We start from the raw sequence: 15,278 nt of genomic DNA, 5'->3' as shown, positions 1-15,278 counted from the left end.
TTTACTCCGGACGGATCTGCTTGCGTTCGATCAGGCTCGACCACTTGGCGCGGTCGGCCTGCATCAGCGTGGCCAGCTCGGCGGCGGTCGACGGCGCCGGCTCGGCGCCGAAGGCCTGCAAGCGCTTGCGCGTCGCCTCGTCGGACAGCGCGGCGCGCACGGCCTGATTGAGTTTATCGACCGTGGCGGGCGGGGTACCCGCCGGCGCCAGCAGGCCGTACCAGTTGTTGGACTCGACGCCGGCGATGCCCTGCTCGGCCAGCGTGGGCACGTCGGGCAGCAAGGGATGACGGCGCGGCGCGGCCAGCCCCAGGGCCTTGAGCTTGCCGCCCTGGATGTGCCCGATCAGGCCAGGCACATCGCCGAAGAAGCCGGCGACCTGATTGCCCATCACGTCGTTGATGACCGGCGCCGCGCCCTTGTAGGGCACATGCATGACCTTGGCCTTGCTGGCATCGGTGAACATCTCGAGCGTCAGATGCGGGATGCTGCCCACGCCGGACGAACCGATCGCCACCGGTTGCGACGCGGCCTGGGACCGCTTCACGAAATCGGCCGCGTCCTTGGCCGGATTGTCGGGATTCACGACGAACACGGTGGCGTTGTTGACCACCAGCGACACCGGTGCGAAATCCTGGTCGGGCTTGTAGGGCAACTCTTTATAGAGCGCGGGGCTGATCGCGACGGCGCCCACGCTCGTCAGGAACAGCACCGAGCCGTCCGCCGGGGCCTTGGCCACGAACGCCGCACCGATGTTGCCATTGGCGCCCGCCTTGTTCTCGACGATCACCTGGCGGTCGAGCGCCTTGCCGAGCCGCTCGGCCAGCACGCGGCCCACCATGTCGACCGGCCCGCCCGGCGGGAAGGCCACGATCAGGCGCACGGGCGCCTCCGCATGCGCCGCCGGCGCGAAGCCACCCAGGACGGAAGCCGCCAACAGCCCCGATGAGAGCAGGTGTTTGATTTTCATGATGTCTCCTCTGCGTATTGATATGAGTATGTGTAGGTCTGGCTGCGCGACCGGTCAGCGCGCGTCGAAGCCATAGAGCCGTGCCGGGTTGTCGACCAGGATGCTTTGGCGCAGACCCGCGTCGGGCACGGCCTCGAACAGGGCATCCACGACCTCGCCGTCGTCGGGCATGTCGCCGCGTACGTTGGGATGAGGCCAGTCGGTACCCCACAGGGTGCGCTCGGGCATGGCCTCGGCCAGCGCGCGCATGAAGGGGATGCCCTCGTGAAACGGCCGCTTTCCTGCGCCGATGCGATCGATGCCCGAAATCTTGACCCACGCGTTGGGCTGCGCGGCCAGGCCGAACAGCGCGGTGAACGCCGGATCGGTCAGGCCGCGCGCCGCCTTGATGCGGCCCATGTGATCCACCACGAAGGGCACGGGCAGCCGGCGCAGCAGGGGCAGCAGGCCCGTGAGCGCCGCGCCGTCGACATGCAGGCACAGGTGCCAGCCCAGGGGTGCCAGTCGCGCGGCCAGCGCCAGCACCGCGTCGTCGGTGGGCGGCGTGCCCAGATGCGGCACGTAGTTGAAGCGCGCGCCCCGCACGCCGCCGGCATGCAGGCGCCGCAACTCGTCGTCGGTGGCATCGGCGCGCAGCACGGCCACGCCTCGATAGCGGCCCTCGGCACGCGCGATCGCGTCGAGCAGCGCCGCGTGATCCGCGCCGTGGCAGGCCGCCTGCACGATCACGGCACGCTCGAGGCCCAGGTGCGCATGCAGCGCGGCCAGCTTCTCGAAGGGCGCATCGGGCGGCGTATAGCTGCGGCCCGCGGCATACGGAAAGCGCTCCGCCGGTCCGAATACGTGGCAGTGCGTGTCGCAGGCGCCGGCGGGCAGGCGCGAGACGGGCACGCTCGGGTGAGAGAGGGGCGGCGGGCAATCGGGCATCGAAACTCCGTGCAAAGCGCCATGGTGGAGGATTGCGATGCCGCCAACAATGCTATATCTTTTATTTCAGATATTTGTTTTCTCTATAGCTTGTTGGCGCAATCCATGGACCTGAAGCAGATCGCCTATTTCGTCGAGGTGGCGGAGCGCCGCAGCTTTTCGCGCGCGGCCGAGGCGCTGGACGTGGCGCAGCCCACGCTCAGCCGGCAGGTGCGCCTGCTGGAGCTCGAGCTGGGCCAGCATCTGCTCTATCGCAATGGCCGGGGCGTGGAGCCCACGGAGGCAGGCACACGCCTGCTCGGCCACGCGCGCGGCCTGCTGCACCTGGCCGAGCGCGCCCGCGAAGACCTGCGCACGCTGGGCGATACCCCGGCCGGCAAGGTGGTGGTGGGGCTACCGCCGCGCATCGCGCGCGTGCTGACGCCCCCGCTCGTGGCGCGCTTTCGCCAGGCCTTTCCGCAGGCCTCGATCGCCGTCGCCGAAGGCTTGTCCGCGCAGGTACGGGAATGGGTGCTCGGTGGCCGGGTCGATCTGGCCTTGCTCTACGATCCGCCCGCCACGCCGCAGATCAGCATGGAATCCTTGCTGCGCGAGGAGCTGGTGCTGGTGGCGGCGACCCACGCCTATCCGGCGCTGCCTGCCCACTTGGGCGTGGCGCAACTCTCCGCCTATCCGCTGATCCTGCCCAGTCTGCCCAATGCCATCCGCACGCTGGTGGAAGGGGTGTGCCGCCGTGCCGGGGTGCGGCTCAACGTCGTGACCGAAGTCGATGCCGTGCAGACGATTCTGGAGCTGGCCGCGCAGGGCCAGGCCTGCGCCATCCTGCCGCGCTCCGCGGCCCTGGCCTGGCCGGCGCTGGCGGTATGCCGCATCGATACCCCGGTGATCCGCAATCGGCTGGTGCTGGCCACGCCGCGCCAGCGGCCGGCCACCCGGCTCGCCGATGCGACGGCCGCGCTGCTGCGCGAGCTCGACCTCCATGCCCTGCTCTATGGAGAAGCCGCGCCCGCCGCCTGAGGCGGCGCGGCTCAGGCCGTGCAGATGTCGGCCAGATCCCAGCGCGGCCGCACCGTGAAGGCATGGCTCGTGTCGCGCAGATCCACCAGACCGGCCTTCACGCGCTCGGCGGCGGCGAAGGCGATCATGGCGCCGTTGTCGGTGCAGAGCTCGAGCGGCGGGAAATATGCCGTGGCCTTCATGCCGGTGAGCGAGCGGTCGAGTTGCGCACGCAACAGACGATTGGCGCCCACACCGCCCGCCACCACCAGCCGGCGCAGGCCGGTCTGCTTGAGCGCGCGCACGGCCTTGGCGGCCAGCACGTCGACGATGGCGGCCTGCGTGGCCGCCGACAGATCGGCGCGGGTCTGGTCGTCGATGGCGCCGTCGGCCTGAGCCGCCTTCACGCGCGTCAGCACGGCCGTCTTGAGGCCGCTGAAGCTGAAGTCCAGGTCACCGCTGTGCAACATGGGCCGGGGCAGCTCGAAGCGGCTCGCGTCGCCCTGCTCGGCCATGCGCGAGAGCGCGGGCCCGCCGGGATAGCCCAGGCCCAGCAGCTTAGCCGACTTGTCGAAGGCCTCGCCCGCGGCGTCGTCGAGCGTTTCGCCCAGGAGCTCGTAGCGCCCGACACCGTCGACCCGCATCAGCTGGGTGTGGCCGCCCGACACCAGCAGCGCCACGAACGGAAACTCGGGCCGCGGCTCGGCAAGCAGCGGCGACAGCAGATGGCCTTCGAGGTGATGGATGGGAATCGCGGGCAGCCCCTGCGACCACGCATAGGCCTGCGCCACGCTCGCACCCACCAGCAACGCACCCGACAAGCCCGGGCCCGCGGTGTACGCCACGGCGCCGATGTCGGCGCGCGCGATGCCGGCACGCGCCAGCACCTCGCGTGTGAGCGGCACGACACGGCGGATGTGGTCACGCGAGGCGAGCTCGGGCACCACGCCGCCATACTCTTCGTGCATGGCGACCTGGCTGTGCAGGGCGTGGGCCAGGAGCCCGCGCTCGGTGCAGACGGCGGCAACGCCGGTCTCGTCGCACGAGCTTTCAAAACCGAGAATAATCATGGGCCGGTATTTTACAACTGGTGCGAAAATACGCGCCAACGCGGAATGACGCGTAACAACGGGGACATGCCGCGGCCGGGCCAAGCCCGCCGTGCCCGACTCATCCATCCGGGGACCTAGCAATGCTGGAGAAGCTCTTTCAACTCAAGGCGCACGCCACCAGTGTGCGCACCGAAGTCGTGGCGGGTATCACTACCTTCCTCACGATGTCGTACATCATTTTCGTCAATCCGGACATCCTGTCCTCCACCGGCATGGACCGCGACGCCGTGTTCGTGGCCACCTGCCTGGCCGCGGCGCTCGGCTCGCTCATCATGGCGCTGCTGGCCAACTGGCCGATCGGCATGGCGCCGGGCATGGGTCTGAATGCCTTCTTCGCATTCACCGTGGTCAAGACGATGGGCTACACGTGGGAGCAGGCGCTGGGCGCCGTTTTCATCTCCGGCGTGATCTTCCTGCTGCTCACCGTGACCGGCGTGCGCGCGTGGCTGATCAAGGGCATTCCGCATTCCCTGCGCAGTGCCATCGCCGCCGGTATCGGGCTGTTCCTCGCGATCATCGCCCTCTCCACGGCCGGCATCGTGGTCGACCACCCGGCCACCAAGGTCACGCTGGGCGATCTGCGCCAGCCGGGCCCGCTGTTCGCGGTGCTGGGCTTTTTCATCATCGCGGCGCTCGACGCCATGCGCGTGCGCGGCGCCATCCTGATCGGCATCCTGGTCGTGACGGTGCTGTCGATGCTGCTGGGCTACAACGAGTTCAAGGGCGTGTTCGCCGCCCCGCCCAGCCTGGCGCCGACCTTCATGCAGCTCGACATCATGGGCGCGCTGCACACGGGCTTCGTGCACGTGATCCTGGTGTTCGTGCTGGTCGAGGTGTTCGACGCCACCGGCACGCTGATGGGGGTCGCCAAGCGCGCCAACCTGATTCCGGAAGGCAAGCCCAATCGCCTCGGCCGCGCCCTGTTCGCCGACAGCAGCGCCATCGTGGCGGGCTCGATGCTCGGCACCAGCAGCACGACCGCATTCGTCGAAAGCGCCTCGGGCGTGCAGGCGGGCGGCCGCACCGGCCTGACCGCGCTCGTCGTGGCCGTGCTGTTCCTGGCGGCCCTCTTCATCTCGCCGCTCGCGGGCTCGGTGCCCGCCTACGCCACCGCGCCTGCCCTGCTCTATGTGGCCGGCCTGATGATGCGCGAGCTGATCGACATCGACTGGAACGACGTCACCGAAGCGACGCCGGCCGCCCTGACCGCGCTGATCATGCCGTTCACCTACTCGATCGCCAACGGGCTGGCGTTCGGCTTCATCAGCTATGTAGTGCTCAAGGCCGCCACCGGCCGCTGGCGCCAGATCCACCCGGCCACGTGGCTCGTGGCCGTGCTGTTCGTGATCCGCTACGCCTTCTTCCCGGAGTAAGGGCGCACGCGCCTCGCGATCCGCGGCCCGCCCTTCCGGCGGGCCGTTTGCTTTTGCGCCCCCCGAAAATCCCGCCCCCGCGACCCGGGCGCGGGCACGCCACATGCTCGCGCATGCAGGCCGCTCAATGACGGCCATACAGGATGACTATCGACCCGGCCAAGGGTAAGGTTGCTCGGTGGCTGCATTGAATTCGCCGATACACTCCCCATATACATTCGACGAATCCCATAGTTGCACGCTCAGGCGCGCGGCGTAGAACACTGGAGTCCCTCATGAGCGCATTGGCCAGCGTGCCCTTCTCGGTCCTCGACCTCGCCCCCATCGTGGCGGGCAAGACCGCGGCCGACGCCTTCCGCAGCACGGTCGACCTGGCCTGTCATGTGGAGCGTCTGGGCTATCGCCGTTACTGGCTCGCCGAGCATCACAACATCAACGGCATCGCGAGCAGCGCGACCGCCGTCCTGATCGGCCTGGTGGCGAGCCACACGCAGACGCTGCGCGTGGGCTCCGGCGGCATCATGTTGCCCAACCACGCGCCGCTCATCATCGCCGAGCAGTTCGGCACGCTCGAAACGCTCTACCCCGGCCGCATCGATCTGGGCCTGGGCCGTGCGCCCGGCAGCGACGGCGCCACGCAGCACGCGCTGCGCCGCGGACCGCGCAGCGGCCTCGAGTTTCCGCAACTGCTCGACGAGCTGCGCGGATTTTTCGCGCCCGAGCGTCCCGGCCAACCGGTGCGCGCGATCCCCGGCGCGGGCCTGGACATTCCGATCTGGCTGCTGGGCTCGAGCGATTTCTCGGCGCGGCTGGCGGCCGAACTGGGCCTGCCGTTCTCGTTTGCCGGGCACTTCTCGCCCGAAGGCATGGCCGCGATGCGGCTGTACCGCCATCTGTTCAAGCCTTCGGCCACGCTGGCCAAACCCTACGCCATGATCGGCGTGCCGGTGATCGCCGCCCCCACCGACGAAGAGGCGCAGTTCCTGTCGTCCACGCAGCAGCTCAAGTTCCTGTCGCTGATCCGGGGCAATCGCCTGCAGCTGCAGCCGCCGGTCCAGGACATCGACAACCACTGGAACGAGATGGAACGCGCGGCCGTGGCCCAACGCCTCGGCGCCTCGATCGTGGGCGGCCCGGAGACGGTGAAGCGCAAGCTCGAAGCGCTGATCGCGCAGACCGAGGCCGACGAAGTGATGATCGTCTCCGACTTCTACGAGCACGCCCATCGGCTGCGTTCGTACGAGATCGTGGCCAATCTCAAGCAGGATGCGGTGGCCGCGCAAGCGGCGTGACCATCGGATTTCAGTATCGTGATGGCCGCGAGGCATCACGCAACCAGGGCTCAGCCCGAAAAGCCGTGCACGACACGGCAAGGACGACACTATGAGTATCGTTGAACTCACCAAAGATTCCTTCCAGGATGCCATCACGCCCGACGGCACCCTGATCGTCGACTTCTGGGCACCGTGGTGTGGCCCCTGCCGTGGCTTCGCGCCCGTGTTCGAGCAGGCCGCCACCAAGCATGCCGACGTCACCTTCGCCAAGGTCAACACCGACGTCGAGCAGGAGCTCGCCGGCGCGCTGGGTATCCGTTCGATCCCCACGCTGATGGTGTTCCGCGAAAAGGTCCTGCTGTTCTCGCAACCGGGCGCGCTGTCGGCCGGTCAGCTCGATGAGCTGCTTGCCAAGGTCAAGGAAGTCGATATGGCGCAGGTCCATCGCGACATCGAACAGGCCCGCGACCAGGAAGGCGAGCAGGCCTGATCCGGCAGGCGTCAGTCGGGGACGTGCTCGTCCTCGACGCGCCAGCCCGAGCGTCCACGCGTGATGTTGGCCACCGTCTGGGCCAGCCCCTCCAGGGCCGCGCGTGGCAGCTCCAGCACGAGTTGCGCGCCTTCGCCGTCGTAGTCTTCGCTCACGACCTGCGCGCCGCCCTCCGCCAGCCTGGCCTGCAGGATCGGCAGCTCGGCAAAACTGGCGCGGCAATGCACGCGCGCCAGGGCCACGATCTCGGTGCGCACGCCTGCCCGCAGGCAATTGGCCGCGCAGCCGCCATAGGCGCGCACCAGCCCGCCCGCCCCCAGCTTGATGCCGCCGAACCAGCGGATCACCAGCACCGCCACGCGGTCCAGATCCTGACCGTCGATGGCCTGCAGGATCGGCCGGCCCGCGGTGCCACCGGGCTCGCCATCGTCGTTGTACCGGTAGCTCTGGCCGATGCGATAGGCCCAGCAGTTGTGGGTGGCATCGGGCACGCTGTGCGCGGCGAAGAAAGCTATCGCCGCGTCGACGTCCGCCACGGGCGCGGCATGCGCCACGAAGCGGCTTTTTTTGATGTCTTCCTGGTGCGTGCAGGCGGCGGTGAGCGTGTGCGTCATACGCCGCGATTGTAGCGGGTGGGCCGCAGCGCGATCCGATCAGGCGGGGCGAGGCAAGGCTCGGGCCGGTGCGCGGAACGGGTGCGGCGCCAAGACCGCGACGGCACAGGCCGCCGCGCGCTCGACGCCCACGGGCATCAGCCGTGGCAGTCCGGCACTTCCTGATCCAGATAGACGTCGAACGCGACGTCGCGGGCCCATTTGTCGGTCATGGCTTTCCAGGCGCCGTCGCGCGTCCAGCGCTGCATCTCGCCCTTCAGCCACGCGGCCTGTGCGGGAGGGGCGTACCAGCCCAGCTCCTGGCGCGGCCCCGCGGCCGTCAGCGTCGCGGAAAATTTGCGCCATTCGGGATACGCCATCAGCGGCGCCCAGACCGTGTCGTCGAGCACGCCCACGTCGCAGCTGCCCTCGCGCACGGCGACCAGGGCATCGGACGGCACCTTGTGGATCTGCAGGGTCGCGCCGTGCTGCCCGGCGAGGCGCTGCGCGGCGGTGGCCGCGCTCGTCATGCACACAATCTTGCCGCGCACGTCTTCCCACTGCCGCAACGGGGTGTCGCTGCGGATCACGGCCTTGGGCCGCGGCGCATAGCCCGTGGCCACCCACGACGCCGCCGCGTCGGTCCCGGCGGCCTTGCCCTGCGCCTGCGCGGGCCGGCTGACCAGCACCACGTCGACGCGGCCTTGCGCGAGCGCCTGCGCGGCCGCCGCCGGATCGACCTGCACCCATTGCACGGGCAGCCCCAACCGCTCGCCCAGGCGCGTGGCGACCGGGCCGTCGAGGCGCTCGGCGGTGCGGATCTTGGCGCCCGCGGCCGGCACGGGCGTGACATACGCCACGCCCACCCGCAGCTCGCCGCGCGCGCGCGCCGCCTGCCACGGGTCGCCGTCGGCGGCGGTGGCGGTGGCCCCGTCGGCGAGCGCGAGCGTGGCGACCGCCGCGCAGGCGCTCACCAGCACGGGCAGCAGGAATCGGGAGGCGCGCCGCATGATGAGCCTCAGACGTATTGGTAGCGCAGGAGCCGGTGCTTGAGCTTCTCGAGCACGAACTGATCGATCAGCGCGGCCAGCACCGCGATGACCAGGATGTTGGTCATCACGCCGGTCATGTCGGCGATCTCGCCCGAATAGGCCAGCGAGCGGCCCAGGCCCTTGCCGAAACCGATCAGCATTTCCGCCGAGATCAGCGCGCGCCACGCATTGCCGAAGGCAAGCTGGGCACCCGTGATGAGCTCGGGCATCACGGCCGGCAGGTAGACCCGCTTGACCAGCCCCCAGGGCGTGGCGCCCATCACACGCGCGGCCGACACGTGCACGCGCTGCACGGATTCGGTCGCGTTCATCACGGACAGCGCGGCCGGGAAGAAGGCCGACAGCGCCACCACCACGATGATCGGGGTATTGCCGAAGCCCATCACGATGAGGAACAACGGCACCCAGGCGATCGACGGAATCGACTGCAGAATGACGATGGCGCTGCGCAGCACTTCACGGAAAAAGAACAGCAACGCGGCGACCAGGCCGAAGCCGATCCCCGCGAGCAGCGCCAGCCCGTAGCCCGCGCCCAGACGCGTGAGCGTCCCCATCAGCGCCTGATGGAAGGCCGGGTTGCCGATGTCTTCGGCAAGGCGGGCGAGCACGCTGGGCACGCCCGGCATCAGGAAGTCGGGCAGCACCCAGGCGGCCGACTGCCACAGCAGAAGAATGAAAAGCACGCCAAGTACCCCCGCGAGGTACTTGCGCGTGCCGGTGACTCGGGTAGCGGAACTCAAAGCTTGCGCGCCTCTTGCCAGGACAGGTCGACGATCGAGCTGACGTCGTACGGCTTGCCGTCACGCGTTTTGAGCGAACCCTGAGCTTGCAGGATGTCGGCGATCTCCTGCATGCGCTTGGTGTCCTTGTCGGTGAGCTTGGGCGTGAACACCTGCGTCGTGATGGCTTCGGTGATCACGGTCTCGCGCGGCAGGTCGCCACGCTTGAGCGTCTTGAGCGTGGGCTCGGCGATGAAGTACGAGGCGATCAGCTTGGAGGCCTCGGCGGGCTTTTGCTGCAGCAGGTCGATGGCCGACTTCTGCGCGTCGAGCGCCTTCCAGACGTCGTCCTTGCGCTTGGTCAGCGTTTCGCCCGAGGTGATCACGACCATGCACGGGAACGGCCAGGCCTCGCCCACTTCGTAGATCTGCTTGACCGGCGCGATCAGCTGCGCGATGCGGTCATAGGGCTCGAACAGGAACGCCGCGTCGACGCGCTTGCCCACCAGCGACTGCACCGCCACGGCCGGGCTCACGCCCATCACATTGACGTCGTCCGCCTTCAGGCCGCCTTCTTTGAGCACCACGCCCTTGAGCACCACGTCGGCCGTGCTGCCCTCGGCCTGCGAGGCCAGCGTCTTGCCCTTCAGGCCGGCGATGTCCTTGATGCCGGCATCGTCGCGCACCAGCAGCGAGTGATAGCCCTGCTGCGCGCCGCCCACCACTTTGAGGTCGGCGCCCTTCGAGGCCCAGGCCACGGCATTGGTGAAGCCGAGCACGCCGATGTCGAGCTGGCCGCCCACGATGGCCTTGATGAGGTCGGTGCCCGACTTGAATTCGATCAGCTCCGTATCCAGACCGGCGTTCTTGTAGAACCCGCCTTCCTGCGCCACGATCGCCTGCGCGTCGTCCATCACGCGCAGATAGCCCACGCGGAACTTCTCGGCGGCCATCACGGGCGCGGCGGCCAGCAGGGCCGCGGCGAGCGGCAGGGAAAGCCATTGCTTCAGTTTCATCTTCGGAACTCCGGTAAGGATCGGGCAATAAGGGGCATGACGCCGCGCGAGGGCGGCGCGATGAAAGTGGGGAGAACGCTCAGGCGGCCAGGACCTGCGGGGCGGCCTGGGCGTGGGCATCGACGGTGATGCCGAGCAGGCGCAGGATCTCGCGCTTCTCGCCGGCCAGATCGGCCAGATCGTGCGTCTTGGCGCGATGGCGCAGGTTGAACTCCTTCAGCACGCGCGCGGGCCGCGGGCTGAACACCACGATGCGGTCGGCCAGGAACAGGGCCTCGTCGACATCGTGCGTCACCAGCAGCACGGTGGGCTTTTCCTGCTCGATGAGCTGGCGCAGCACGTCCTGCAGCGACAGGCGCGTCAGCGCGTCCAGCGCGCCGAAGGGCTCGTCCATCAGCATGGTCTTGGGCTGCGCGATGAAGGCGCGGGCCAGCGCGGCGCGCTGGCGCATGCCGCCGGACACCTGATGCGGGTAATAGGCTTCGAAACCATCCAGGCCGACGCGGGCCAGCCAGCCGTCGGCGCGTTCGCGCGCCGCCTTCTTCGGCACATTCTGGAATTCCAGCGCCAGGGCCACGTTGTCGCGCAGCGTGAGCCAGGGATAGAGCGCGTGCTCCTGAAACACCAGCGTGCGGCTGGGGTGCGGTCCGGTGACGGGCTGACCATCGGCCAGCACGCGGCCGTCCGTCGCCTTCTCGAGGCCGGCGGCCAGGTGCAGCAGCGTCGACTTGCCGCAGCCCGAGGGGCCCACCAGCGCGACCAGCTCGCCGGTCTTGAACTCGCTGGAAAAGCCGTCCACGACCTGGAGGGAGCCGAACTGTTTGTGCACGTGGTCGAAAGTCAGGTTCATAGGGCAAAGGGCGCGGGTCGCGCGCGGCCGGCGCACGGGGCGCCAGGGTTTGTGAAGACCCTAATCTAACAATCTGTTATATGAACCCAAACTATAAATATCTTCTTTTTTAAGACCCATAAGTAATAAAGCCCGCCACGGCGGGGCCGGGCGGGCTTCATCGGGCCGGGCGCTGGGGCCAGGCCGGCGCGGCGACGGATCAGCCGTCGATGCCGCGCGAGGAGAGGTAGTCTTCGTAGTTGCCGCGGTAATCGATCAGCTCGCCGGACGGCAGGATCTCGATGATGCGGGTGGCCAGGCCCGACACGAATTCGCGGTCGTGCGACACGAAGATCAGCGTGCCTTCGTACTTCTCGAGGGCAAACTGCAGCGATTCGATCGATTCCATGTCCAGGTGGTTGGTGGGCTCGTCGAGCAGCAGGACGTTGTGGCGGCCCAGCATCAGGCGGCCGAAGGTCATGCGGTTCTTTTCGCCGCCGGACAGCACCTTGGGCGCCTTGGGCAGATCGTCGTTGCCGAACAGCAGACGGCCCAGCGCCGAACGGATCGCCTGGTCGTCGTCGCCCGGCTGGCGATGCTCGGCCATCCAGTCGAACAGGTTGATGTCGGTCTGCTGGAACTGATCGGAGACGTCCTGGGCCATGTAACCCAGATCGGCGTTTTCCGACCACTTGACACTGCCCGAGTCGGGCGCCAGATCATTGGCCAGCAGGCGCAGCAGCGTGGTCTTGCCGACGCCGTTGGCGCCGATGATGGCGATCTTCTCGCCGGCGTCGACCATGGCCGAGAAGTCGCGGATAACCGGCTGGTCGTACGACTTGGACAGGCGCTCGACCGTGACGGCCAGGCGGTGCATGACCTTGTTCTGCTCGAAGCGGATGTAGGGATTCTGGCGCGACGAGGGCTTGACCTCGACCTGGTCGGCCTTGATGCGGTCGATCTGCTTCAGGCGCGAGGTGGCCTGACGCGACTTGGACTTGTTGGCCGCGAAGCGGCGCACGAAGTCCTGGAGTTCGGCGATGCGTTCCTTGGCCTTGGCGTTATCGGCCGAGACGCGGGTGCGGGCCTGGGTGGAGGCCAGCATGTAGTCGTCGTAGTTGCCCGGATAGATCCGGATCTCGCGGTAATCCAGGTCGGCCATGTGGGTGCAGACCTGGTTCAGGAAGTGACGATCGTGGCTGATGATGATCATCGTGCTCTGGTAGCTGTTGAGCACGTTTTCGAGCCAGCGGATCGTGTTGATGTCGAGGTTGTTGGTCGGTTCGTCGAGCAACAGCACATCGGGATTCGAGAACAGCGCCTGCGCCAGCAGCACGCGCAGCTTCCAGCCCGGCGCGATTTCGTTCATCAGCAGGTTGTGCTGGTCGACCGCGATTTCCAGGCCCAGCAGCAGCTCGCCGGCGCGCGCTTCGGCCGTGTAGCCGTCGAACTCGGCGAACTTCGCTTCGAGGTCGGCCGCGCGCATGTAGTCGTCGTCGGTGGCTTCGGGGTTGGCGTAGATTGCGTCGCGCTCTGACATCGCGTTCCACATTTCGGTGTGGCCCATCATCACCACGTCGAGCACGCGCTTGTCTTCGAACGCGAACTGGTCCTGGCGCAGCTTGCCCAGGCGCACGCCGGGCTCCAGCGACACGTTGCCCCCACTCGACTCCAGGTCACCGCCGATGATCTTCATGAACGTCGACTTGCCGGAGCCGTTGGCGCCGATCAGCCCGTACCGGTTGCCTTCTCCGAACTTGACGCTGACGTTTTCGAAGAGGGGCTTGGGACCGAACTGGATAGTGAGATTGGCTGTGGAGATCACGGTGTATGAAGGAGGCTGCGGCAGCGCGCCAGACCCGCGGAAAAGCCGCCGGGAACGCGCATGCGAAACCCGGTAGTGTACCAAGCCCGCGCGGCGGATGTGTGGCGCCCCTGCCCCACCCCGGCCGCCGCGCCTCGGCATGCGCTCAGGCCCAATCAAAACGGCGGTGCCGAGGCGCCGCCGTATCAGAACATCGTCCGGGCTGGCCCGGGCGCGCGCGGCGCCCGCTCGGGGCAGCCGCGTGATATGTCCCCTAGTAGACCCCCACCGAGTGCCGTGCCACGTAATGGCCCTCGCCCACCTGCACCAGCGGCTCCACGCGCGGCTCGTCGCCCACCTTGCGCACCGGGCTCGGAATCTCGTCGACCAGCAGCGAACGCTGACGATGGCGGCGCTGCGGGTCGGCGATCGGCACCGCGGCCATGAGCTTCTTGGTGTAAGGATGCTGGGGGTTCTCGAAGATCGCGCGGCGCGGGCCGATCTCCACGATCTGCCCCAGATACATCACCGCGACGCGATGGCTGACGCGTTCGACCACCGCCATGTCGTGCGAGATGAACAGGAACGACACGCCCAACTCGCGCTGCAGGTCGAGCAGCAGATTCACGATCTGCGCCTGGATCGACACGTCCAGTGCCGAGACCGACTCGTCGGCGATCACGACCTTGGGGTTGAGCGCCAGGGCTCGCGCGATGCAGATGCGCTGGCGCTGGCCGCCCGAGAATTCGTGCGGATAGCGATCGATCATCTCCGGCAGCAGCCCGCACTTGTCCATGAGCCAGCGCACGCGCTCCTGGGCCGCCTTGCCGCTCGCCGCCTTGTGGATCAGGAGCGGCTCCATGATCGAATCGCCCACCGTCATGCGCGGATCGAGCGAGGCGAAGGGATCCTGGAAAATAAACTGGATGTGGCGACGCAGCGATTGCATGGCCGCGCCGCGCAGCGCGCCGATGTTCTGGCCATCGAACTCGATGCTGCCGCCCTGGCTCTTCACGAGTTGCAGCAGCGACCGCCCGGTGGTGGTCTTGCCGCAGCCGGACTCGCCCACCAGCGAGAGCGTCTCGCCGGGGTACAGATCGAAACTGACCTTCTCGACCGCATGCACGCGCTTCTGCACGCCGCCAAAAATGCCGCCGTGGATGTCGAAGCGGGTGATGAGGTCGCGCACCTTCAGCACCGGGCCCGCCTCCCGGCGCACGGTATCGAGCGGTTCGGCGTCGGATTGCGCTTCGGTCACGCCGTCCACCCGCAGCAGCGGGAACGGCGCGGGCTGATTGGTACCGTGCATCGCGCCCAGGCGCGGCACCGCCGACAGCAGCGCGCGGGTATAGGCATGACGCGGCTCGGCGAACACGTCGTCGGACGTGCCCTCTTCGACCTTGTCGCCGCGATACATCACGAGCACGCGGTCGGCGACCTCGGCCACCACCCCCATGTCGTGGGTGATGAAGATCACGCCCATGTCCATCTCTTCCTGGAGCTGACGGATCAGCTGCAGGATCTGAGCCTGGATCGTGACGTCCAGCGCGGTGGTCGGCTCGTCGGCGATCAGGAGCTGGGGCTTGCACGAGAGCGCCATCGCGATCATCACGCGCTGGCGCATGCCGCCCGACAACTGGTGCGGGTAGCGGTCGAGGATGGCCTTCGCTTCGGGGATGCGCACGCGCTCCAGCATGCGCAACGTCTCGGCGCGCGCCGCGGCGGCGTCCAGGCCCTGGTGCAGCTGCAGCGCCTCGGCGATCTGGTTGCCGGCCGTGAAGCTCGGGTTGAGCGAGGTCATCGGCTCCTGGAAGATCATGGCGACATCGGCGCCGCGCACGCGTTCGAGCGTGCGCTCTTCGGCGCGCGCCAGATCCAGCACTTCGCCGCTGCGCCGGCGCAGCAGCATGTCGCCGGAGGCGATGCGGCCGCCGCCGTATTCGACGAGGCGCATCAGCGCGAGCGAGGTGACCGACTTGCCCGAACCCGACTCGCCGACGATGGCGAGCGTCTCGCCGCGATCGACGTGGAACGACACATTGCGCACGGCCTCGACCGTGCGCGTGGGCGTATTGAACCGCACGGTGAGGTCCTGGACCTGCACCACGCGTTGAGAATCCATG

At 68.1% G+C, this 15,278-nt stretch carries 14 protein-coding genes; 4 read left to right on the top strand and 10 right to left on the bottom strand.

The window, feature by feature from the left end; translation table 11 throughout:
* Position 1: 1 nt before the first annotated feature.
* Positions 2-970: a Bug family tripartite tricarboxylate transporter substrate binding protein gene (locus CAL25_RS07450; protein ID WP_094799301.1), complete on the bottom strand. Its 969-nt coding sequence runs from the start codon at positions 968-970 to the stop codon at positions 2-4.
* A 54-nt stretch (positions 971-1,024) separates the two neighbouring features.
* Entirely contained in the window at positions 1,025-1,897 is an 873-nt protein-coding gene (locus CAL25_RS07445; protein WP_094799300.1) for an amidohydrolase family protein, read from the bottom strand.
* 105 nt (positions 1,898-2,002) lie between these two features.
* On the opposite strand from CAL25_RS07445, the gene CAL25_RS07440 reads away from it, so the two are divergent.
* On the top strand, positions 2,003-2,914 hold the full coding sequence (locus CAL25_RS07440; RefSeq protein ID WP_170948421.1) for a LysR family transcriptional regulator: 912 nt from the start codon (positions 2,003-2,005) through the stop codon (positions 2,912-2,914).
* Between the two features lie 11 nt (positions 2,915-2,925).
* On the opposite strand, the gene tsaD is transcribed toward CAL25_RS07440, so the two are convergent.
* Positions 2,926-3,963, bottom strand: coding sequence for a tRNA (adenosine(37)-N6)-threonylcarbamoyltransferase complex transferase subunit TsaD (tsaD, locus tag CAL25_RS07435; RefSeq protein WP_094799298.1), 1,038 nt, complete (start codon positions 3,961-3,963; stop codon positions 2,926-2,928).
* A 122-nt stretch (positions 3,964-4,085) separates the two neighbouring features.
* Between tsaD and CAL25_RS07430 the strand changes: the two genes are divergently transcribed.
* The 3 genes from CAL25_RS07430 to CAL25_RS07420 all read left to right on the top strand — a co-directional run bounded on the left by CAL25_RS07430 (position 4,086) and on the right by CAL25_RS07420 (position 7,142).
* Positions 4,086-5,378 (top strand): NCS2 family permease, encoded by a 1,293-nt coding sequence (locus CAL25_RS07430; RefSeq protein ID WP_094799297.1) that lies wholly within the window; start codon positions 4,086-4,088, stop codon positions 5,376-5,378.
* A gap of 275 nt (positions 5,379-5,653) precedes the next feature.
* Positions 5,654-6,670 carry an LLM class flavin-dependent oxidoreductase gene (locus tag CAL25_RS07425; RefSeq protein ID WP_094799296.1) on the top strand — a complete coding sequence of 339 codons (1,017 nt, stop codon included), beginning with the start codon at positions 5,654-5,656 and terminating at the stop codon, positions 6,668-6,670.
* A gap of 91 nt (positions 6,671-6,761) precedes the next feature.
* Positions 6,762-7,142: a thioredoxin family protein gene (locus tag CAL25_RS07420; RefSeq protein WP_094799295.1), complete on the top strand. Its 381-nt coding sequence runs from the start codon at positions 6,762-6,764 to the stop codon at positions 7,140-7,142.
* 11 nt (positions 7,143-7,153) lie between these two features.
* Here CAL25_RS07420 and CAL25_RS07415 read toward each other — a convergent pair whose 3' ends face one another.
* From CAL25_RS07415 to CAL25_RS07385, 7 genes are all read right to left on the bottom strand, one after another.
* On the bottom strand, positions 7,154-7,756 hold the full coding sequence (locus tag CAL25_RS07415; RefSeq protein ID WP_094799294.1) for an IMPACT family protein: 603 nt from the start codon (positions 7,754-7,756) through the stop codon (positions 7,154-7,156).
* Positions 7,757-7,893: 137 nt separating this feature from the next.
* Positions 7,894-8,745 (bottom strand): substrate-binding periplasmic protein, encoded by an 852-nt coding sequence (locus tag CAL25_RS07410; protein WP_094799293.1) that lies wholly within the window; start codon positions 8,743-8,745, stop codon positions 7,894-7,896.
* An 8-nt stretch (positions 8,746-8,753) separates the two neighbouring features.
* Positions 8,754-9,527 (bottom strand): ABC transporter permease, encoded by a 774-nt coding sequence (locus CAL25_RS07405; protein WP_094799292.1) that lies wholly within the window; start codon positions 9,525-9,527, stop codon positions 8,754-8,756.
* Positions 9,524-10,522, bottom strand: coding sequence for an ABC transporter substrate-binding protein (locus CAL25_RS07400; protein WP_094799291.1), 999 nt, complete (start codon positions 10,520-10,522; stop codon positions 9,524-9,526). The genes CAL25_RS07405 and CAL25_RS07400 overlap by 4 nt, the downstream gene beginning before the upstream one ends.
* Positions 10,523-10,601: 79 nt before the next feature.
* On the bottom strand, positions 10,602-11,372 hold the full coding sequence (locus CAL25_RS07395) for an ABC transporter ATP-binding protein (protein WP_094799290.1): 771 nt from the start codon (positions 11,370-11,372) through the stop codon (positions 10,602-10,604).
* A 199-nt stretch (positions 11,373-11,571) separates the two neighbouring features.
* On the bottom strand, positions 11,572-13,176 hold the full coding sequence (locus CAL25_RS07390; RefSeq protein WP_170948420.1) for an ABC-F family ATPase: 1,605 nt from the start codon (positions 13,174-13,176) through the stop codon (positions 11,572-11,574).
* A 253-nt stretch (positions 13,177-13,429) separates the two neighbouring features.
* Positions 13,430-15,277, bottom strand: coding sequence for a dipeptide ABC transporter ATP-binding protein (locus CAL25_RS07385; RefSeq protein WP_249278984.1), 1,848 nt, complete (start codon positions 15,275-15,277; stop codon positions 13,430-13,432).
* Position 15,278 lies beyond the last annotated feature (1 nt).

It is taken from the genome of Bordetella genomosp. 5, from assembly GCF_002261315.1.
In the GTDB taxonomy this organism is placed as follows: Bacteria; Pseudomonadota; Gammaproteobacteria; order Burkholderiales; family Burkholderiaceae_B; genus Bordetella.
Note: the sequence above shows the minus strand (reverse complement) of the source record. Positions and strands in the feature narration are given on the sequence as shown.